Below are 20,614 nucleotides of genomic sequence, written 5' to 3' on the forward strand. Positions count from 1 at the left end.
GGGGCAATCCCCTCCCTGATTAAACAAGGAGGCTGTCCATGATATCGGTAACGAGGTTAAATGGTTCGCAGTTGTGGCTTAACGCGCTGTTGATAGAAATGGTTGAGGAGACTCCTGACACCTACATTACTTTGATTAATGGAAAACGCATGATTGTGCTTGAAAGTGCAAATGAAATCATCGCTTCCGTTAAGGCGTATCATCACGAGGTAGGCATTCATCAAGCTACCATTAAAGTGCAGCAATTGGAGGAACCTTCATGAAAAAGATGCTCCCCTGGTTAATTACGATCCTGTTATCCATTACGCTGATTGTCCTGGCGATCTTCCTATTGTCGGATAAATTACTTGGCGATAACGGTAAAAGTCAGGCTTCAGCCAATGCAGCGGCTTTACCTAAGTATTCTGCCGATGAGATCGTCAATATGACATCGGAAATAACCGGAATTAAGACGAATCTCGCAGATCCTGAATTTGTTGCCCAGATGGCATTTGCTTTTCAGCTTAATGACAAAAAAGCAAAGGAAGAATTCGACAAAATCAAGGAAATTAAGATCAAACCGATTATTATCAAAACTTTGGCCGACACGAAACCCGAGTTGCTCAATGACTCCAAAGGGCGCGAACAGTTTATTGCCAAGCTGCAGAATCTGATCAATAAGTCGTTAACGTCAGGGACTTTGATTCAAATCGAAATGACGGAAGTAATGATCGTAGGTATCTAGACTGTTCGTCGGACGACCTGTAAGGGGGTGAGTAGATGGTTGATGTTTTATCGCAGAATGAGATCGACGCCTTATTGGCCGCTCTCTCTTCAGGGGAAATGGATGCTGAAGAACTGAAAAAAGAGGAAACGCAAAAGAAAATTCGTTCTTATGATTTTAAGAGGGCACTCCGGTTTTCCAAGGATCATATTCGGAGCTTGACCCGCATTCACGAGAACTTTGCACGATATTTGACCACATATTTCTCAGCACAATTACGTACTTTTGTGCAAATTAACGTGGTGCAGGTTGAACAGCTTCCATATGATGAATTTATTCGCTCCATACCCAAAATGACAGTTCTTAATATATTCGAGGCGGAACCGCTTGTCGGGCGCATGGTGCTCGAGGTCCATCCCAACATTGCTTACGCGATGCTGGACCGTTTGCTGGGAGGAACAGGCATTGCTCCTACTTCCATCAGCTCGATGACCGAAATCGAGACGATCATCATGGAACGCATTTTCAGCCGGGCATTCGACAGCCTGCAGGAAGCATGGAAAACGGTGCTGGACATCTCACCGCGGCTTGAAGCATTGGAAACGAATCCGCAATTTATGCAGATTGTTTCTCCAAACGAAACCATTGCGCTGATTTCCCTTAGCACCAAAATCGGCGATACCACGGGGATGATTAATCTGTGTATCCCGCACGTTGTGCTGGAACCGATCATGTCGAAGCTATCGGCGCATCAGTGGTTTATCTCGGAGAAAAAAGCGAGTGTTCCAGAGGAAGTAGATGCTCTTAAGCAGCGTGTAAGCAAGGCCAAGCTTCCGATTGTTGCCGAACTGGGCGTTTCACAGCTTACCGTGTCCGAATTTTTAGGACTGAGCGTCGGTGACGTCATCTCATTAAACAAGCCGATGCATGATGGACTTTCCATTAAGGTTGGGGACAGATTAAAGTTTATTGGCAGTCCCGGAACGATAAAAGACCGGGTTGCTGTACAAATCGATGAAATTGTCATCGAAGGAGCTGAAGAATTTGACGAGTAAAGACTATTTATCCCAGGAAGAAATCGACGCTTTGTTAAAACAGTCGGAAATGGCATCACCAGCATCAATTCCTTCGGCGGCGACTGTCGATGATGTATTAACACCTTTGGAGCAGGACGCGCTCGGCGAGATTGGTAACATTACCTTTGGCAGTGCTGCAACCGCTCTGTCTACCTTGCTGGGCAAAAAAGTGGATATCACAACACCCAAAGTGTCGATCATTAAGCGAAGCGAGTTTGAGGAAGAATTTCCGAAGCCGCATGTAGCGGTACATGTTACTTATGTGGATGGATTTGAAGGAATTAACTCGCTAGTCATTAAAACGCGCGATGCTCAGGTCATTGCCGATCTGATGTTAGGCGGGGAAGGCAACCCCGTGGAAGAGGAACTGAACGAGATTCATATCAGTGCCGTTCAGGAAGCGATGAACCAGATGATGGGCTCTTCCGCAACGAGCATGTCGACGATTTTTAACCGGTTTGTCAATATATCGCCGCCAGGCATTGATATTCTGAACATGGCAAAAGGTGAAGGGGTTAGCAACCTTCCGCCAGATGAAACACTGATTAAGATTTCATTCCGATTAATTATCGGTGACCTTATTGATTCAACCATTATGCAGCTGCTTCCCGTTCATTTTTCCAAGGATATGGTGCACATGCTTATCAATGGAACGGAAGAGCCTCAGCCTGCGAAGCAGGAAGCCGCGCCGGCGGTGGAAGCACCTGTTAGTACCCAGGAACCGGCTCAAGCACCGGCTAACTCTGTGAATGGCAATGATATAGGCCAAGGATACGACTACGGACAAGGCTACGGCCAGCCAATGCAGGGACAGGGAGGGCCGATCCCGCAATCCATGCCATATGGACAGCCGCAGATGCCTTACCAAGCGCAGCCGCAACAATATGGCGGCATGCCGAATCGCAATGTGAATGTACAGCCCGTACAGTTTGCGAATCTGCAATCTGCGCCGTACACCCAGGTGGATGAAAACAATCTGAACTTACTGATGGACATTCCCCTTAAAGTCACCGTAGAATTAGGGAGGACTCAAAAGCAAATTAAGGATATCCTGGAAATGTCGCAAGGTTCGATCATCGAGCTGGACAAGCTTGCCGGTGAGCCTGTAGATATCCTTGTCAATCATAAACTGATTGCCAAGGGCGAGGTCGTTGTCATCGATGAGAACTTTGGTGTACGCGTGACGGATATCGTGAGCCAATGGGACCGGATTCAAAAATTACAATAGCACAAACATTTTAGGGAGGATTTTTATCAATGGCTAACCGAATTCTGATTGTGGACGATGCTGCATTTATGAGAATGATGATCCGTGACATATTGGTCAAAAACGGATTCGAGGTTGTGGGAGAAGCACAGGACGGTGCGCAAGCAATCGAGAAATTTAAGGAACTTCGTCCAGATCTGATTACGATGGATATTACGATGCCGGAAATGGATGGTATCGCAGCGCTGAAAGAGATTAAAAAAGTCGATGCGAATGCAAAAGTGATTATGTGCTCTGCCATGGGCCAACAAGCGATGGTTATTGATGCGATCCAAGCTGGAGCCAAGGACTTTATCGTTAAACCGTTCCAATCGGACAGAGTCATTGAAGCCATCAATAAGACGCTTGGCGTATAAGGATTCTTCTTATGATGATGGCAGCTTCTGATGGATTAGGCTCAAGTAGTACTACCGGGTATTATTTACAGTTATTTTATGTCTTTATCGTACTTGCCATCATCGTTGCGTTGATCGTGTTCCTGATTCGCTTTCTCAGCAGAAAGAATCAGAGCTGGATGCAGGGCCGCTCCATTCGTACTTTGGGTGCGGTTGGGATGGGCCCTAACAAATCCCTTCAGCTCGTCGAAATTGGGGGCAGCATCTATGTGATCGGAGTTGGCGAAGACGTCCGGTTGGTGGACAAAATTTCTGATCCAGCTGAAGTTGCGCTTATCCAAGCTGCATTTGAACAGGATTCTGGAATACATAATGGGGCACTGCCGCCTTTTATAACGAAACTGGCGGCAAAACTCCGTAAAGACAAACCACCGGAAGAAATGGAATTGGACGATACATCTTCTTTCCATGAAGTGTTCGAGTCCAAGCTGCGCAGCGTACCGAACCGGAAAGAAAAGGTCGAAGAATTGCTGCGGGAGGATCATAAAGATTCATGAATAAAAAGATCTCGTACGCTATCGCGATTTTCATATTGTTTGGATTTCTGTTTTCTCATACGGCATTTGCGGATCCGATTCCAAACATCGATATTCAAATCGGCAATGAGGGAGATACACCGGGGACAAGCTCCTTGTCCTTGATACTCCTGATCACCATACTTAGCATTGCACCGGCGATACTGGTGCTGATGACTAGTTTTACAAGGATTGTTATCGTGCTTGGCTTTGTCCGTACTTCGCTCGGCACACAGCAAACACCGCCAAACCAAGTGTTGATCGGCCTGGCTCTGTTTCTTACCTTATTCGTAATGGCTCCGACGTTGTCTTCAATGAATGATGTAGCGCTGCAGCCCTATCTTAAAGGTGAGATTACCCAAGCGGAAGCGCTGGATAAGGCTCAAGATCCCATGAAGAAGTTCATGTTCGCGCACACACGGGAAAAGGATCTATTGTTGTTCATGAATTACACAGGCGCAGAGAAACCCGAATCTTACGAGGATATCCCATTAACGGTTCTGGTACCGGCATTTGCCATAAGCGAGCTGAAGACGGGCTTTCAGATGGGCTTTATGATCTTCATTCCGTTTCTGGTCATCGATATCGTGGTTGCCAGCGTGCTGATGGCGATGGGTATGATGATGCTGCCGCCGGTCATGATCTCGCTGCCATTCAAGATTTTGCTTTTCGTTCTGGTAGACGGCTGGTATTTGGTAGTGAAATCCATGCTGATGAGCTTTAACACGTAGCAATAAGCGGCAAGTAATTCGAATACAGGGGGACTTAGCCGTGAGCGCTGAATTTATTATCGGTCTGGCAGGACAAGCGGTTTATATTGTGCTCCAGGTGAGCGCACCGATGCTGGTTCTCGCACTGGTTGTCGGACTTATCATCAGTATTTTTCAAGCGACAACACAAATCCAGGAACAGACGCTGGCTTTCGTACCAAAAATTATTATCGTTCTTATATCATTATTGCTGTTTGGTCCTTGGATATTAACGACGTTAGTGGATTTTACCCACGGAATTTTGGACAATCTCTACAAATATATCGGATAGGCTGAGTGTCCATGGAATGGTTGCAGCAAAGTTTACCTGTTTTTATGCTTATATTTTGTCGAATAACAGCTTTTTTTGTAATATCGCCAGTGTTTACTTCACGCGGTATACCCCCTTCTTACAAAATAGGCCTTTCGGCCATCATCGCCCTGATCGTATATTTTTCGTTCGGGATCGGAGAAGTGGTTCCGCAAGATCTGTCTTACGTCATATTAATTGTCCAGGAAGTATTGGTTGGACTGCTGCTTGGTTTCACTGCTTATCTTATTATGACCGTCGTCCAAACGGCAGGCGCATTTATTGACATTCAGATCGGGTTCAGCATGGCAAATGTCATCGATCCTTTTACGGGGACTTCCAGTCCATTAATCGGTAACTTCAAGTATTATCTTGCTCTACTGGTGTTTCTGAGCATGAATGGCCATCACTACCTGTTTGATGCGATTATGTACAGCTATGATTGGATTCCGATTACGGGGGATGTGTTTGGGAAGATTCATGACGGTAATGTGACGGATTTTCTCGTACGGACATTCTCGCACTCTTTTGTATTGGCACTTCAAATGGCCGCTCCGCTAGTAGCCGCTTTGTTCCTGACCGATGTCGGGCTTGGCTTTCTGGCAAGGACGGCGCCGCAGTTCAATGTATTTGTTATCGGTATAATCGTCAAAATCATCGTTGGACTCGTGCTGCTGATGCTGCTCATGCCGATGCTGGTGTCACTATTTGATCATCTGTTTGCCAAAATGTTTGAAGCACTCCGGCAGCTACTCGGCGTTCTTGGCGACGGGCCGACTTAAGGAGGATGGAGGTGAAGCGGATGTCATACCGGTATCCGGTCGACTTACAGTTGTTCGCTGGCGAAAAGACGGAGAAAGCCACACCGAAGAAACGCCAGGATACACGTAAGAAAGGCCAAGTTGCCAAGAGTATGGAGGTATCGGGTGCATCGGTTTTGCTGGCCGCATTCTTTTGCTTGTTAATTTTCGGCGGGTATATGAGAGACCGCACTGTTCGACTGTTTATTGACATTTATATTAATCGGCTCTCCATGGACGTAACGAAAGACAATGTGATGCAGTTATTCGGGGAGTACGGTGTTCAAATCTTGCTTCTGCTGGCTCCGTTGTTTATCTCGATCTTCGTTGTTGCGCTGATCGCCAATTACTTGCAGGTCGGGTTTATGCTGACGGGCGAGACTTTGAAAATGAAGTTCAGTAAAATCGATCCCATCAAAGGGTTCAAGAACATATTCTCGATGCGTTCCTTGGTCGAGTTTTTGAAATCGGTCATTAAACTGACCATCATCGGCTACCTCGTGTACACCACCTTGTGGGCTGCCAGGGAAGGATTATCGTCCTTGTCGACGATGGGTCCCGACACCATTTTTCATTTCGTGGCGGATATCACCATGTCACTGGGTTTTAAGATTGCCATCGGGCTGATCATTCTGGCCGTTTTGGATTACATGTATCAGAAATATGATTATGAGAAAAACATTCGAATGTCCAAACAGGACATCAAAGACGAGTACAAGAAGATGGAGGGCGATCCGCTGATCAAAGGGAAGATCAGGGAACGCCAGCGTCGGATGGCACTGCAGCGGATGATGCAGGAAGTCCCGAATGCCGACGTTATCATCACGAACCCAACCCACTTTGCAGTGGCGATCAAGTATGACGGGTCCATGATGGAAGCTCCGCAGATCATTGCGAAGGGTCAGGATTTCATGGCCTTGCGGATTAAGGAAATAGCGAAGGAACACGGAATTATAACGATGGAAAACAAGCCGCTGGCACGCGCTTTGTACCAACGGTCGGAAATCGGGGATTCGATTCCGGGAGACCTGTTCCAGGCCGTAGCGGAAGTGCTGGCCTATGTATATAAACTAAAAGGTAAAGTGAAATAATTAGGGACCGGAGGCGTCATTGCAGTGAAAATAAAAGATCTATCTGTCCTTGCGGGTGTCATTGGCATCGTACTCATGATGATTCTTCCGATCCCGGTATGGCTGCTCGATGTACTCCTGATTATCAATGTCTCGCTGGCGCTTATTATTTTGCTGGTGGCCATGAATACGAAGGAAGCCTTGGACTTCTCCATCTTCCCTTCCTTATTGCTCATCACGACACTGTTTCGCGTAGCGCTTAACATTTCGACAACGAAGCTGATTCTGTCGGAAGCTAGTGCGGGCGAGGTTGTAGCCACGTTTGGTAAGTGGATAGCGAATGGCGAAATTGCGGTTGGATTCATCGTCTTTTTGATCCTCGTTGTTGTACAGTTCATCGTGATTACCAAAGGCTCGGAGCGGGTAGCAGAGGTTGCGGCAAGATTTACGCTCGATGCGATGCCTGGTAAACAGATGAGTATCGATGCGGATCTGAACGCAGGTTTGATCAATGAGCAGCAAGCCAGGGAGCGGAGAAGAAAAATCGAGCGGGAAGCCGACTTTTACGGGGCTATGGATGGTGCAAGTAAATTCGTTAAGGGTGACGCCATCGCTACGATTGTCATCATGCTGATCAACCTGATCGGCGGATTTATCATCGGGATCTCGATTCACGGAATGTCATTCGGAGACGCGATGAGCACATACTCCATCCTGACGATCGGGGACGGATTGGTCAGTCAGATTCCGGCGCTTTTGATTTCCACTGCAGCGGGGCTGATTGTTACAAGAGCTTCTTCGGAAGGGAACCTGGCGGAGGATCTGACAGGGCAGCTCTTCTCATACCCTCATCTATTGTACATTGTTTCAGGTACCGTTCTGTTGCTAGGGATTTTCACACCCATTCACCTGATTACGACCGCACCGATTGCGCTCATCTTATTTATTGCGGCACGGAGGATGCAGAACAATCTGGATCGCAAGCAGGTCGAGGTGGAGCAGATGGAGGAGGAACAACAAATCGAAGAGGTTCGAAGTCCGGAAAGTGTGATCAACCTGCTTCAGGTTGACCCGATCGAATTCGAATTCGGGTATGGGTTGATTCCGCTCGCAGATGCGCAGCAGGGCGGAGATTTATTGGACCGGATCATTATGATTCGGAGACAATGCGCACTTGAGCTGGGACTTGTCGTACCGGTTATCCGAATTCGCGACAATATTCAACTAAAACCGAATGAATATGTCATAAAAATAAAAGGGAATGCTGTCGGCGGCGGTGAATTATTATTAAATCACTACCTTGCCATGAGCCCTGGGTACGAGGATGATTCCGTAACGGGGATCGAAACGACCGAACCGGCCTTCGGGCTCCCTGCGCTTTGGATAGATGAGGCCATGAAAGAGCGGGCGGATCTTGCCGGATATACCGTTGTCGATCCACCGTCCGTTGTCGCTACCCATTTGACCGAGTTGATTAAGAGACATGCCCATGAGCTGATTGGACGCCAGGAGACCAAGGCATTGGTTGATAACATCAGAGAAAGCTATCCGGTCCTTGTGGACGAGCTCATTCCTTCCGTGCTGACTATTGGAGAGGTGCAGAAGGTATTGGCTAAGCTGCTCCGCGAAAAAATCTCGATCCGGGACATGGTCACGATTCTCGAGACCCTTGCGGATTATGGACATTACTCGAAAGATCCCGATGTCCTTACCGAATATGTAAGACAAGCTCTCTCGCGGCAGATTACCCAGCAATATGCTCAAGAGGGAGAGGCTATGCGGGTCATCACGGTTGGACCGCAGCTTGAGAAGAAGATCGCCGAAAGCGTCCAGCAGAGCGACCAAGGAAGCTATCTTGCCATGGACCCGGCATCGACACAGAGCGTGTTTCAGAAGCTCAGTGAACAGGTTAACCGGATCATTCAGATGGGGCAGCAGCCTGTTCTGCTTACCTCACCGGCCATAAGAATGTATTTAAGGCAGGTTATTGAACGAAGCATGCAGGATATTCCGGTGTTGTCTTATAGTGAGCTGGAGCCGAACGTCGAAATTCAAAGTGTCGGAGTGGTGAACTTATGAGAGTGAAGAGGTATATCGTCGACACGATGCCTGAGGCGATGCAGCACATTCGTACGGATTTAGGTGCGGATGCCGTCATACTGAGTACGAAGGAAACCAAGGTGGGCGGATTCCTGGGTATGTTTACCCGCAAGAAGATCGAGGTAATCGCCGCAGTAGAGCAAGCGGAGAAATCCAAAGGCTCTGCTCCGATGAAGTCCAAAGTTACGCCTGCCGTACCTTCTGGTGCCGTACCCAAGGCCTATCAACGAACGGCTGAAATTTCAAAGCCTGGTTCACAAGCCTCCACGAATTCCGTGAATAACACGGATACAACCTCCGGCGTACAGCAGGAGGATGACTATAGTCGTTTTGCAGATATTCTTAGCCAGGTTGCTGCTTCCGAGGAGGCCGTTAACAGTTACAAGGATGAAGCGGGTCATGGGCAACAGCCTGCAGCACCTGCACAAACCGCGATGCGATGCGATCAAGCGCAAACGGCTGCATCAGTTGAATCTGTGAAGTCTGATAAGTCTTCTCGTGGAGGACAGGAGGAGCCATTAAGCTCCCGTTTGGGAATTAGTGAATCCGAACAAAGAGTCCTTGAAGAGCTTAAGGAAATGAAGGAATGGATCGCGCGATTGTCCAGGCAAAATCTCGAAACGCAGCAGCTTCCCGAGCCGCTGCATTTCATTCGGGATCAGTTGCTTAAGCAGGATCTTTCGGCCAAGCTGACGGAAGAGTGGCTCACTGCCGCTGAAGAAGCCTGGCAAGCCAGTCATATGCAGATGAGCGAGGCCGAGCTGCAGAACGTGATTTACAAGCAAGCCGAGGCGTTCCTTGAGGGACGTATTGGCGGCGGTGTTCAGCCCGAGACCCGGATTGTATATATTGCCGGACCGACAGGGGTCGGCAAGACAACCACGATCGCGAAGATCGCAGCAGAGCAGCTGTTCCGTAACCAACGCAAGGTAGGTTTTATCACTTCCGATACGTATCGGATATCTGCCGTTGAACAGCTGCGCACCTATGCATCCATTCTCAATGTGCCGATGGAAGTCGTGCAATCGCCCGGTGATATGCAGCGAGCCCTTCAGAAGCTGCAGGATTGTGATTTGGTGTTGATGGATACTGCAGGTCGGAACTATCGGAATGAGCTGCTCGTTTCCGAGCTTCAAAGCCTGTTCTCCCATTCCGATCAAAGCGAAACCTATCTTGTGCTCAGCCTGACCTCCAAGAGCAGCGATATGATCGAAATCGCGGATCATTTCAGCAAATACGAACTTGATAAGGTCATCTTCACAAAGATGGATGAGACCGGCAGCTACGGCTCCTTGTTTAATCTGATTGATGCCCATAACCTTCGCTTGTCCTATATGACCAATGGTCAAAATGTGCCGGATGATCTGCTGATGGCCGACTGCGAGCGGTTATGCCATCTGCTGCTGGGAGAGATTCGTACATGACGGATCAAGCTCAATCGCTCCGCCAGCTGGTTTCTTCTCAGCAATCAGGAAACAGCGTTAAACCAACATCCCCAAGAACCGCCAAGATTATTACGGTCAGCAGCGGTAAAGGCGGGGTTGGGAAATCCAATTTCACATTGAATTTTGCGCTGACTTTACAGTCGATGGGCAAAAAGGTATTGGTGTTTGATGCCGACATCGGGATGGCAAACATTGACGTTCTTATGGGCGTGAGCTCCCGGTACAGCTTGTATCATCTCATTCGCCGGGAGAAGAGCATTGAAGAAGTAATTCAATACGGACCTGACAAGCTTCCTTACATTGCCGGAGGTTCCGGTTTGGCTGACATGATGTCCCTGTCTGAAGAGGAAATGAATTATTTTATTTCACAGATTGAAATTATTTCCTCGGAAATGGACTATATCATTTTTGACACGGGAGCTGGCTTGTCCAAGGAAAATATGAGGTTTATTACTTCCGCTGATGAATGCCTAGTCGTCACGACGCCGGAACCGACGTCCATCACAGATGCCTATGCCTTAATCAAGGTGGTGCACGGCACGGAATGTCAGGTTCCGTTCAGCCTGATTGTCAATCGTGCGGGAGATGAAGAGGAGGCAAGTGAAGCAGCGGGCAAAATTATTTTGACGGCCCAGCGTTTCCTGGATATCGACATCAAGCTGCTGGGTTCGATTGCCGATGATACGCATGTTGTCCAGGCGGTTAAACGGCAGGTCCCATTTACAACAGCTTATCCGCGATGTAACGCCTCCAGCGATATCAGACGGATCGCGCTTCGCTACATGACCGTCCCTGCTGCCACAGAGCCTGAAGCTCCGAAGGGAATCAAAGGATTTATGCATCGGTGGCTCAAACGTACGAAATGATTCTTTGCTTGGATTAATGGAAACTGAGGTGGACATCTATGAAGCCTTTTCGTGTGCTTGTCGTTGACGATTCCGCATTTATGAGGAAAATCTTTTCCGATTTCATCGAGCGTGACCCATCTTTTCAAGTTGTCGGAACAGCTGATAACGGTCTTGATGCCGTTCGGAAAGTAAAGGAATTAAATCCGGATGTCATTACATTGGATGTAGAAATGCCGGAAATGAACGGCCTTGATGCTCTGAAGCTGATAATGGAATCGGGTCCCCGTCCGGTCATTATGTTGTCCGGCATTAATGAGCAAGGCATGAAAGAGACCATTCTTGCCCTTGAGGCAGGAGCATTTGATTTTATACGAAAGCCTTCCATTTCTAATGCGCTTGATATTGAGCAGGTGCGTTCAGAACTAATGAAGCAACTGAATGCGGCGATGCAGGCTAAACAGCGGAGGGCATTGTGGGAAGAAGAAGAGCAGAGACGACGGAGTGCGGACATAACGGTTCCTCTTTCGCCAAAGCCTTCTGACAAAACGCTGATCAAGAAGCCGCAGGTGATTGAGAAGAGAACAACGGTCAGCCAGACTGACCAACGGAGCAAGCTAAAGGAGTCGCCCCGTATCCCGCCATCTCGAACTGTGGAAAAGAAGGTGTCTACTGCTGCGGAAGGAGCAGAGCACGCTGGACCAAGGCGAAAACAAGCAGATCGCAAGCCGGTTGCAGACTTTGTTCCAGTCGCGCTTCCAGAGAACGAGAGTCTTCAGCTCCGTGAAGCAAAGATACCGCAATCAATGGAATTGACGGATTTGGTTGCGGTGGGCTGTTCGACCGGCGGGCCAAGAGCATTGAAAGCTTTTCTCGAGCCCATTCCCGGTGACTTCTGTGCCCCGATTGTCATCGTTCAACATATGCCGCCGAGCTTTACCAAATCGCTTGCACAGCGCCTGAATTCATTCAGTCAGCTGGAAGTCATGGAAGCTGAACAAGGGATGGTATTGGAACCGGGCAAAGCCTACATTGCTCCGGGAGGCAGCCATATGAGGGTTTGCCGTTCGGACAGCGGCGTTTACCAAATCAGGATCAGTGAGGATGAGGCCCGCAACGGTCACCGTCCATCTGTAGATGTGCTGTTCGAATCCTTACTGCCATTGACCATGATTAAGCGTCATCCGGTACTGATGACCGGCATGGGAAGCGATGGAGCGAGAATGATGAAGAAGCTTTATGATACAGGAGTGACATCCACCTACGCGGAGAGCGAGCAAACCTGCGTCGTATACGGGATGCCGAGATCAGCTGTTGAGCTCGGATGTGTAAGCCACGTTCTGCCACTACATGATATCGCACCTAGAATGGTTCAAGCTGTAAATAACGGAAAGTGAACTTGAAGAGGAGGTGTCTCTCAATGGACATGAATCAATATTTGACAATGTTTATTGATGAGTCAAATGATCATCTGCAATCATTAAATGAAAACATGCTTCAATTAGAAAGCAACCCGGACGATATCGGGATCGTACAGATTATTTTCCGATCGGCTCATACATTGAAGGGTATGGCAGCAACGATGGGATACGAAGATCTGGCTTCGCTTACCCACCAGATGGAAAACGTGCTGGATCTTGTCCGGAACGAAAAGTTAAAGATGCAGGATTTTATCTTTGACACGCTCTTCAAAAGCTTGGACGCTCTTGAATCGATGGTGCAGGATATCACCAACGGCGGAGACGGGACAGCGGATGTTTCCTCTATCGTGGCATCTTTGCAGGCGATTGTGCGTGGAGAAGGGGCAACACCTGCTGGGGAAGCTGCCGAAGGGGATAACTCTGTTGCGGCCGTTCAGGGCATTGAATTGGATGAGTTTCAATTCTCCGTGCTTGATCAATCGATTTCGGAAGGACATAAGGTTCTATATATCCAAGTGACATTGCGAGAGGATTGCCAACTCAAGGCGGTTCGTGCCTACATGGTATTCGAAACGCTGGAAAGATCCGGGGAAATCGTCAAGACGTATCCGGACGTTCAAGAGATTGAACAAGGTGAATTCGATCGCGTATTTTCGTTGTATTACATAACGCAAAGAGAAACGCAAGATATTGAAAGCCAGATTCTGGGCGTTTCGGAGATCGAGACTACCACGGTTGTGGCGCTCGATCATGAAACTTTGCAGCAAATGGTACAGGAGAGCGCGGCTACAGCAGAAGCTGTCAAACCGCAAGTTTCAGAAGCATCCCAAGCAGCTGCAGCTTCACCGGAAGGCAAAGGAACTTCAGCGCCTGTCAAAGAATCCAAGGCACCCGCCCGAAATGCTGGGGGAGGTAATCCTTCAAGAACGATCCGGGTTGATATTGAACGGCTCGATGTTCTAATGAATCTGTTCAGCGAGCTTCTGATTGATCGGGTGCGCCTTGAGCAGCTGGCCAGCGAGTCCAAGAACCAGGAGCTGACGGACACGGTTGAGCACATGAGCCGCGTAAGCAGCGATTTGCAGAATATCGTCCTGAAACTGCGCATGGTGCCTGTGGACACGGTGTTCAACCGTTTTCCTAGGATGGTGCGGGACCTTGCCAAAACCTTGGACAAAAAAATTGATTTGATTATTACCGGAGCTGAAACAGAGCTGGATCGTACGGTTATTGATGAGATTGGTGACCCGCTGGTCCATTTGCTGCGAAACTCGGCAGACCATGGCGTCGAACCTGTTGCCGACCGTATCGCTGCCGGTAAACCGGAGACCGGTACCGTGCATCTGCGTGCGTTCCACAGCGGCAACAATGTCTTCATTGAGATTGAGGATGATGGACGCGGTATCTACCGTGACAAGATTCTGAAGAACGCGCTGGCAAAAGGCGTTGTGACGGAGGCCGAAGCAGCGACCATGACCGATGACGAGGTCAATCAACTGCTATTCGCGCCGGGATTCAGCACCGCTGAGAAAATTTCGGACGTATCCGGCCGAGGCGTTGGGCTTGACGTTGTTAAATCCAAAATCGTTGCCCTGGGCGGTAACGTCACCATCTACTCGACGCCGGGAAAAGGCACGAACTTCTCCGTTCAGCTTCCATTAACGCTCTCTATCATAGCAGCTATGCTGATTCGGATGGGGTCCGAAAAATACGCGATTCCGCTTTCCTCCATTGTTGAAACGGGCATCATCAAGCGCGGGCAAATCAAACATGTTCACGGCAGCCGCATGATCCAGTTCCGTGAATCGCTGATACCGGTCATCTCGCTTAGCCGTTTGTTTGAAGTTCCAGATTTTGATGAAGAGCTGGAAGAAGAAACGGAGATCGTTGTGATCCGCAAGGGGGATCGTTTAGCGGCACTCACCATCGATGATTTTATCGGTCAGAGTGAAATCGTCATTAAAAATCTCGGTAAATATCTGCCTGCCATTCAGGGAGTATCCGGAGCAACCATCCTCGGGGATGGACAGGTCGCTCTTATCATCGACGCAAATGCATTTATCAAATAAATCGATGCTATCAAGCACGGCAGGCCACACATTTTGAAGGAGGACTTATTCATGGGAGAAGAAATCAAGGTTATTGTCTTTAAACTTGGCGAGGAAGAATACGGCATTGAGGTAGACAAGGTTCAAACCATTGAGCGAATGATGCCCATTACGCGTGTTCCGAAGACTTATGCTTTCGTAAAAGGTGTTATTAATCTTCGAGGCGTCGTCATTCCTGTAATCAATCTGCGCGGCCGTTTTGGATTGGACGAGGTGGAAGCAACCGATCAAACGCGGGTTATCATCGTAGCTGTCAATGACATGCAGGTAGGCTTTATCGTAGATTCCGCTAGTGATGTCATCGATCTGAATACGGACAGCATTGACTCTCCGCCTGAGGTGGTCGGCGGGATTAAAGCGAAATATCTTCGCGGTGTCGCGAAGGTAGGAGAGGAGCGCCTTCTCGTCATGCTGAATCTGTCCGAAGTGCTGAACAAGAGTGAGATTATTCAGCTGGAAGGCCTTGAGGAGTAGACAGTGGAGCTGTTTAAGCATGGCAAGGAAATCAAAATGGATGTTTTGAAGGAAGTAGGAAACATCGGAGCGGGCAATGCGGCAACCGCCCTCTCCCGCTTGCTTAACAAACCAATTGATATGGCTGTACCCAAAGTTCAACTCCTGCCTTTTGAGCAGATTGCCGAAAGTGTAGGAGGAAGCGAACAGCTCGTTCTTGCCGTATTTTTACGGGTGGAAGGCAGTGCGCCGGGCAATCTCTTCTTTATTATGAGTCCGGAAGCCGGGAAGAATTTACTGCAGAATCTGGCGGGCTTTGAAGTGTCGGATGAGGAACAATTCTCCGAGATGGAGCAGTCCGCATTATGCGAGATCGGAAACATATTGTCAGGCTCGTACTTATCGTCGCTTGCCGATCTGACCAATCTGTCCATGACACCTACGGTGCCGGCCCTCGCGATGGATATGGCAGGTGCCATCTTAAGTTATGGATTGCTGCAGTTCGGAGAAATGGGAGATGATGCCCTCTTAATCAACACGACGTTCCTAGAAGGGCAGAACGAGGTGGAAGGCCAGTTCTTCCTGATACCTGATCCACAATCATTTGCTCAAATTTTCGAAGCTTTAGGAGTGCCTTTAGAGCATGATTGAAGAACAAAGCATAGTGAAAGTAGCCATGGCGGATCTGAACGTCGCAGGTCCGAACGGTATTTTGCGTACAACGGGACTCGGCTCGTGCGTCGGACTGACGTTGTATGATCCGGTGACGAAGATTGGTGGAATGGCGCATGTAATGCTTCCATCTTCAGCGATTGCCAGAGAAGGGCAGCTAAACCTGGCCAAATACGCCGATACGGCTCTTCCGATCCTGTTGAATCAGATGAGGAATTTGGGTGCGTCTCCGGCACGTATGGTAGCCAAAATGGCCGGGGGAGCTCAAATGTTTGCTTTTGCCGGCTCGGGTGACACCATGCGCATTGGTCCGCGTAATGTAGAGTCTTGCAAGGCTGGGCTCGAGCAGATGGGGATTACGCTAATTGCCGAGGATACCGGAGGAAATTATGGAAGAACCGTTGAGTTGGACTGTGCAACGGGTAAGTTTACAATACGAAGCGTACAAAAGGGCATAAAGGAATTGTAGCTAATGGGAAAACTCCGTTTTTATCTGATGACTGGAATTGCCGGTTTTGTGTTCACGTTTATATTCTCCATACGTAACAATCTGTGGATGACTAGCATGTATCGGGCTCTCCTTGCATGTGTGATTTGGTTTCTTCTGGCGTTCCTGCTGAATTGGATGTTTGCTGCCATTACGGGTCCGCGAGCCGTTGTTCAAGGGGACGTCGACACGCAGCGGGAGCAAGACCGAGGAACTGTTCTTGATTTATCCACGCCTGATGAGGATCGGGAATTGATGGATTTAATCCATTCCGAATCCAGCAGCAAAGAGAATGGAGACTTTGTACCGCTAAATCCTCCTAAGCTGGTATCAACGAAAGAACCCGAAGAACTGGCCAAGGCCGTTCGTCACCTTACGGAAAAATAAGGAGGGTGAAGGCAATTGGACGAACGTAAAGCTTCTGTGCTAAACCATGCGGATTTGTGGAGCGCATGGAAGGAAGATGGAGACCATGAAGCGAAGAAGAAACTAATCGAATATCATTTGCACATCGTTGACTATGTTTCAAGCCGCTTGGCTATCGGTCTTCCGAAGAACGTTTCTAAGGGAGATTTGGCCAGCAATGGGGTAATGGGTCTGATTGATGCCATCGAAAAGTTTGATTACAAACGAGGGCTGCAGTTCGAAACCTATGCTTCTTGGCGTGTGCGCGGGGCTATTCTGGACTCGCTGCGCCAAGGGGACTGGGTGCCGCGTTCCGTCCGCGAGAAAGCGAAGAAGATTGAAACTGCATATCAGCAGTTGGAACAGAAGTATTTACGCAGCGTCAGTGATTCCGAGATGAGTGATTACCTTGATGTGACTGAGAAGGAGTTCCGGCACATGCTGCAGGAAGTAGCGGTCATGACATTGACATCTCTGGAGGATCCGATCCGCGAGGAGGAGTCTGAGACCCGAATGTCGCTCCTGGTTGATGAGAAAGCGAAAAATCCGGATCACAAGGTCCATGAATTTTATCTGCGAGAAGCCCTGATGAAGGGTATCGGTAAATTAACCCCGAAAGAGCGGACCGTAGTTTCCTTATTATATTATGAGGATTTATCACTCAGCGAAATTGCTGAGGTGATGTCGCTATCACCTTCACGAATATCTCAGCTTCATTCCAAAGCGATATTGAGACTTCGGGGCGCGCTCGATAAAGATCGGGATTTGCTGATGCAAAACGATTGACGCTTGCCATTTATGAAGGGGGTTCCTGGATTGTCTGTAGATTATGCATTGGATCAGTACTTTAGCGTTACGCTATCGGATGACAAGGTCGTCGCCTATATACAGTTCACCAAGTGGGAGAAGGATTTCTCTTGCTCTGTAGAAGCTCTTGAACAATTTCTGAGAAGTCACCAGGTACGATATGGACTTCAACATGATACGTTGCGGCGAATCGCAGAACATGCGGAGGAATATCAATATAGTAGAACGCCGATTGCCATGGGAACGGAACCTATGCACGGACAGAACGGCAGAATCGAATTTACCGTTAATTTTGGGAATGAGACGAACCTGAAGCCGCTGGAGATCGAAGATGGCAAAGTGGACTATAAAGAAGTGATTCGTTTAAATAATGTAAAGAAAGGCCAGCTGCTGGCAACCCGAATCCCGCCAACAAAAGGAGTCCCCGGAACTGCGGTGACCGGAGAGGAGATTCCGAGCAAACCGGGTAAGGAAGCTCATTTCAAGGTGGGGAAGAACGTCGTTGTTAACGCCGAGAAAACTGCAATGTACGCTGCCCTTGACGGACTCCTCACCAAAACTGAAAAAGGAAAAATTAATGTGTTTCCGGTATATGAGATTAACGGGGATGTTGATTACAGTATTGGCAATATCGATTTTGTCGGTACGGTGGTCATTCGCGGCAATGTGCTTACCGGATTCAGAATCAAGGCAGCAGGGGATATTCGAGTTACCGGCTTTGTGGAAGGAGCCGAGCTGGAGGCTGAAGGTTCGATCGATATATCCGGCGGAATCATCGGTTACAATAAGGGCTATGTAAAGGCGGGCCAGGATGTCAAAAGCTCGTTCATCCAGGATGGAAATGTCATAGCCGGCGCTAGCGTATTCGTCTCACAGAGCATCATGCATTCCAATATCCGCGCGGTTCAGAATATCGAATGCAACGGGATGAAGGGGCTCGTGGTGGGCGGCATTCTGCAGGCCGGGGAAAAGGTCGTTGCGCGAACGATCGGAAACAGCATGTCGACGGCTACTGTTGTTGAAGTCGGCGTGCTGCCTGAGCTGCGGAATGAACTGGCGGATCTCAGAGCCCAATTGAAGCAATCTTTAGAAAGTATGGATAAAACCGATAAAGCGCTTTATCTTCTGAATCAATTAGCTTCCTCGGGTCAATTGTCGCCAGACAAGCTAGCGCTGCGGATTAAGCTGAATGCGACCAAGAAATCAAACATGGCAGAACAAGCCGATATCAAGGACCGTATGCTGGAAATCGAGAAGATGCTGGAGGATACCGGCAAAGCAAGAGTGAATGTGGTAAAGACGATCTACGGCGGAGCCAAAATTGTCATCGGGCGGTATACCCGCTTTGTTAAGGATCCCACGCAGCGGGTTTCTTTTTACTATCATGAAGGGGATATCACCATGGTGCCGCTCTTGTAGGTCAAAACATACGTTTTAAATGCTTGTGGACATGATCCTATATTATGAGGTGATTCCATTGAGTTTGAAATCGGTTGAGATGCAAATTGCGGTCCCCAGAACCAATGAAGCGGGCAAGATGCATAATGAAACCCAGCAGCGACCGATGAATGATCAGACACTGCTTACGGGTGAATTAACGAAGAACAGCCGTGCGGAAGCCCAGCGAAGCACGGAAGTGAGTGAGACGGCGGAGACAGCCGTGCGCGATGACGGTAGCCGTCAATCCTCTGGGCAGCAACATGGCCGGGGAGCGGCAGAATCAAGCGAAACAGTGGAGCAGCCGGCTGAGCATCCTTATAAAGGCAAAAATTTCGATGTTTCGCTCTAGATAATTTATAGGCATAAAGGAGTTAATGGATTTGAAACCATGGATATATATCGTGCTGCTTGGCATTGCCGCCGTGCTGTATGCTTTTATGCTGCCGAAACGCCGTGAAGAGAACGTGTCCAGCGAGCGGGTTGTAAAAGAAGTGGAGAACACGCTTGAAGGATACATGGCGGAAATCCAAAATGAGAACGAACAGTTGGTGGAACTGGTTAGCCAGATGAAAAAAGAACTGGATGCCAAGCAGCAAGCACATCAAGAGCAGGTCAGTGATTTGCGGCACCGCATGCTGGCCATGGAGGAGAAGATGACCGATTCGCAAACGCGTCTTCGACTGGCGGAAGAGAAGCTTGTGCAAGCCGCTGCGACCGTTTCTTTGTCCGCAGGAGCAGCTGCAGCGACTTCCGAAGCTGAACCTGCACCTCCTGTACATTCCATCAAATCCAGATACGCGGAGCTGTTTGATCTATATGAACAAGGAAAGTCCATCGATATGATTGCCAAGACCACGGGTCTTCAGCGAGGCGAAGTTCAACTTATTATTCAGTTGGCCAAACAGGAGGAGTCCGTGTGATCAAGAACCGTACATTTATGATGGGCCTGGGAAGTGGTCTCGTGATCGGTGCAGTGCTGCTTCAGCTGATGTGGATCGGTCAAGGCACAACTGCATCACAGACGCAGGAATTAACGAAGGAGCAGCTGGTTGCTGCAGCGGAAGCTTTGGATATGCAAGTCGTCGAAGGTTCAGACGAGCTGTTGACGGCGGAGCAGTGGGAAGAGAAGAAGCTTGGTGAGGGCGGCGAGTCCGAAGGAGCCGATCCTGCACAGAAGACGGGAACGGAACAGCCGGAAGCACCGGAGCAGCCGAAGAAGCCTGAACCGGGCGAGGAGAAGAAACAGGAATCCCCCCGGGTAACGAATCCGGCGAAGCCGAAAACACCGGCTAAAGCGGAAGCGCAGATTAAAGTAATCATTCCATCCGGAAACAATCTCAGCGATGTAGCAAACAGCCTTATGAATGCCGGCGTCATTGACAATAAACAGGCATTCATCACTAAAGCTACCGAGAATAAAATCAACACCAAGATCCTGAGCGGTACATACTCGTTTACGGCAGGCGAGAGTTACAATTCGATCATCACGAAAATCACGACAAAACCCTCCAACTAGCACTCCGGTTGAGAGAGGTTTTTTTCTTTA

24 protein-coding genes are annotated in these 20,614 nt (G+C 48.7%); all 24 read left to right on the forward strand.

All coding sequences use genetic code 11. From position 1 onward, the window contains the following. Nucleotides 1-38: 38 nt before the first annotated feature. From M4D81_RS06290 to M4D81_RS06405, 24 genes are read left to right on the forward strand one after another with little or no spacing between them, the layout of a single operon-like run. Nucleotides 39-263: a flagellar FlbD family protein gene (locus M4D81_RS06290; protein ID WP_009594749.1), complete on the forward strand. Its 225-nt coding sequence runs from the start codon at nucleotides 39-41 to the stop codon at nucleotides 261-263. Further along, a complete protein-coding gene (locus M4D81_RS06295; protein ID WP_260065141.1) occupies nucleotides 260-724 on the forward strand; it encodes a flagellar basal body-associated FliL family protein in 465 nt (154 codons plus the stop codon). Before M4D81_RS06290 ends, M4D81_RS06295 begins: the two co-directional genes overlap by 4 nt. Before the next feature lie 35 nt (nucleotides 725-759). Further along, complete coding sequence (gene fliM / locus M4D81_RS06300; RefSeq protein ID WP_071220088.1) at nucleotides 760-1,758, forward strand: flagellar motor switch protein FliM; 999 nt, start codon at nucleotides 760-762, stop codon at nucleotides 1,756-1,758. Continuing rightward, complete coding sequence (gene fliY / locus M4D81_RS06305) at nucleotides 1,748-3,007, forward strand: flagellar motor switch phosphatase FliY (RefSeq protein WP_260065143.1); 1,260 nt, start codon at nucleotides 1,748-1,750, stop codon at nucleotides 3,005-3,007. The genes fliM and fliY overlap by 11 nt, the downstream gene beginning before the upstream one ends. A 29-nt stretch (nucleotides 3,008-3,036) precedes the next feature. Continuing rightward, nucleotides 3,037-3,402, forward strand: a complete 366-nt coding sequence (locus M4D81_RS06310) for a response regulator (RefSeq protein ID WP_006211317.1) — start codon at nucleotides 3,037-3,039, stop codon at nucleotides 3,400-3,402. Nucleotides 3,403-3,413: 11 nt separating this feature from the next. Then, nucleotides 3,414-3,938, forward strand: coding sequence for a FliO/MopB family protein (locus M4D81_RS06315; protein WP_071220090.1), 525 nt, complete (start codon nucleotides 3,414-3,416; stop codon nucleotides 3,936-3,938). Further along, a complete protein-coding gene (gene fliP / locus M4D81_RS06320; RefSeq protein ID WP_076324981.1) occupies nucleotides 3,935-4,687 on the forward strand; it encodes a flagellar type III secretion system pore protein FliP in 753 nt (250 codons plus the stop codon). The genes M4D81_RS06315 and fliP overlap by 4 nt, the downstream gene beginning before the upstream one ends. 40 nt (nucleotides 4,688-4,727) lie before the next feature. Further along, nucleotides 4,728-4,997, forward strand: a complete 270-nt coding sequence (fliQ, locus tag M4D81_RS06325) for a flagellar biosynthesis protein FliQ (RefSeq protein ID WP_071220092.1) — start codon at nucleotides 4,728-4,730, stop codon at nucleotides 4,995-4,997. 11 nt (nucleotides 4,998-5,008) lie between these two features. Further along, on the forward strand, nucleotides 5,009-5,797 hold the full coding sequence (fliR, locus tag M4D81_RS06330) for a flagellar biosynthetic protein FliR (RefSeq protein WP_071220093.1): 789 nt from the start codon (nucleotides 5,009-5,011) through the stop codon (nucleotides 5,795-5,797). 20 nt (nucleotides 5,798-5,817) lie between these two features. After that, nucleotides 5,818-6,906, forward strand: a complete 1,089-nt coding sequence (gene flhB / locus M4D81_RS06335) for a flagellar biosynthesis protein FlhB (RefSeq protein WP_260065709.1) — start codon at nucleotides 5,818-5,820, stop codon at nucleotides 6,904-6,906. A 24-nt stretch (nucleotides 6,907-6,930) separates the two neighbouring features. Further along, the gene (gene flhA / locus M4D81_RS06340) at nucleotides 6,931-8,964 is read left to right on the forward strand and encodes a flagellar biosynthesis protein FlhA (RefSeq protein ID WP_260065145.1); all 2,034 of its coding nucleotides are present in this window, start codon (nucleotides 6,931-6,933) and stop codon (nucleotides 8,962-8,964) included. Beyond that, nucleotides 8,961-10,409: a flagellar biosynthesis GTPase FlhF gene (flhF, locus tag M4D81_RS06345; protein WP_260065146.1), complete on the forward strand. Its 1,449-nt coding sequence runs from the start codon at nucleotides 8,961-8,963 to the stop codon at nucleotides 10,407-10,409. Before flhA ends, flhF begins: the two co-directional genes overlap by 4 nt. Then, on the forward strand, nucleotides 10,406-11,296 hold the full coding sequence (locus M4D81_RS06350) for a MinD/ParA family protein (RefSeq protein WP_260065148.1): 891 nt from the start codon (nucleotides 10,406-10,408) through the stop codon (nucleotides 11,294-11,296). Before flhF ends, M4D81_RS06350 begins: the two co-directional genes overlap by 4 nt. 38 nt (nucleotides 11,297-11,334) lie before the next feature. Beyond that, nucleotides 11,335-12,672: a protein-glutamate methylesterase/protein-glutamine glutaminase gene (locus M4D81_RS06355; protein ID WP_071220097.1), complete on the forward strand. Its 1,338-nt coding sequence runs from the start codon at nucleotides 11,335-11,337 to the stop codon at nucleotides 12,670-12,672. A 23-nt stretch (nucleotides 12,673-12,695) separates the two neighbouring features. After that, a complete protein-coding gene (locus M4D81_RS06360; RefSeq protein ID WP_260065150.1) occupies nucleotides 12,696-14,765 on the forward strand; it encodes a chemotaxis protein CheA in 2,070 nt (689 codons plus the stop codon). A gap of 51 nt (nucleotides 14,766-14,816) precedes the next feature. Continuing rightward, a complete protein-coding gene (locus tag M4D81_RS06365; RefSeq protein ID WP_071220099.1) occupies nucleotides 14,817-15,278 on the forward strand; it encodes a chemotaxis protein CheW in 462 nt (153 codons plus the stop codon). Between the two features lie 36 nt (nucleotides 15,279-15,314). Then, nucleotides 15,315-15,908, forward strand: coding sequence for a chemotaxis protein CheC (locus tag M4D81_RS06370; RefSeq protein ID WP_251035541.1), 594 nt, complete (start codon nucleotides 15,315-15,317; stop codon nucleotides 15,906-15,908). Continuing rightward, nucleotides 15,901-16,398, forward strand: a complete 498-nt coding sequence (locus M4D81_RS06375; RefSeq protein ID WP_260065151.1) for a chemotaxis protein CheD — start codon at nucleotides 15,901-15,903, stop codon at nucleotides 16,396-16,398. Before M4D81_RS06370 ends, M4D81_RS06375 begins: the two co-directional genes overlap by 8 nt. A 3-nt stretch (nucleotides 16,399-16,401) precedes the next feature. Further along, complete coding sequence (locus M4D81_RS06380) at nucleotides 16,402-16,803, forward strand: hypothetical protein (protein WP_071220102.1); 402 nt, start codon at nucleotides 16,402-16,404, stop codon at nucleotides 16,801-16,803. 15 nt (nucleotides 16,804-16,818) lie between these two features. Next, complete coding sequence (locus M4D81_RS06385; RefSeq protein WP_071220103.1) at nucleotides 16,819-17,607, forward strand: FliA/WhiG family RNA polymerase sigma factor; 789 nt, start codon at nucleotides 16,819-16,821, stop codon at nucleotides 17,605-17,607. Nucleotides 17,608-17,637: 30 nt separating this feature from the next. Continuing rightward, nucleotides 17,638-19,047 carry a flagellar assembly protein A gene (locus tag M4D81_RS06390; protein WP_071220104.1) on the forward strand — a complete coding sequence of 470 codons (1,410 nt, stop codon included), beginning with the start codon at nucleotides 17,638-17,640 and terminating at the stop codon, nucleotides 19,045-19,047. Between the two features lie 58 nt (nucleotides 19,048-19,105). Then, nucleotides 19,106-19,417, forward strand: coding sequence for a hypothetical protein (locus tag M4D81_RS06395; protein WP_260065154.1), 312 nt, complete (start codon nucleotides 19,106-19,108; stop codon nucleotides 19,415-19,417). A 25-nt stretch (nucleotides 19,418-19,442) separates the two neighbouring features. Continuing rightward, the gene (locus M4D81_RS06400) at nucleotides 19,443-19,988 is read left to right on the forward strand and encodes a DUF6115 domain-containing protein (protein ID WP_260065155.1); all 546 of its coding nucleotides are present in this window, start codon (nucleotides 19,443-19,445) and stop codon (nucleotides 19,986-19,988) included. Continuing rightward, nucleotides 19,985-20,584, forward strand: a complete 600-nt coding sequence (locus M4D81_RS06405; RefSeq protein ID WP_260065156.1) for a hypothetical protein — start codon at nucleotides 19,985-19,987, stop codon at nucleotides 20,582-20,584. The genes M4D81_RS06400 and M4D81_RS06405 overlap by 4 nt, the downstream gene beginning before the upstream one ends. The last annotated feature ends 30 nt before the right edge of the window (nucleotides 20,585-20,614 follow it).

This window comes from Paenibacillus sp. p3-SID867, assembly GCF_025142895.1.
GTDB lineage: Bacteria > Bacillota > Bacilli > Paenibacillales > Paenibacillaceae > Paenibacillus_AQ.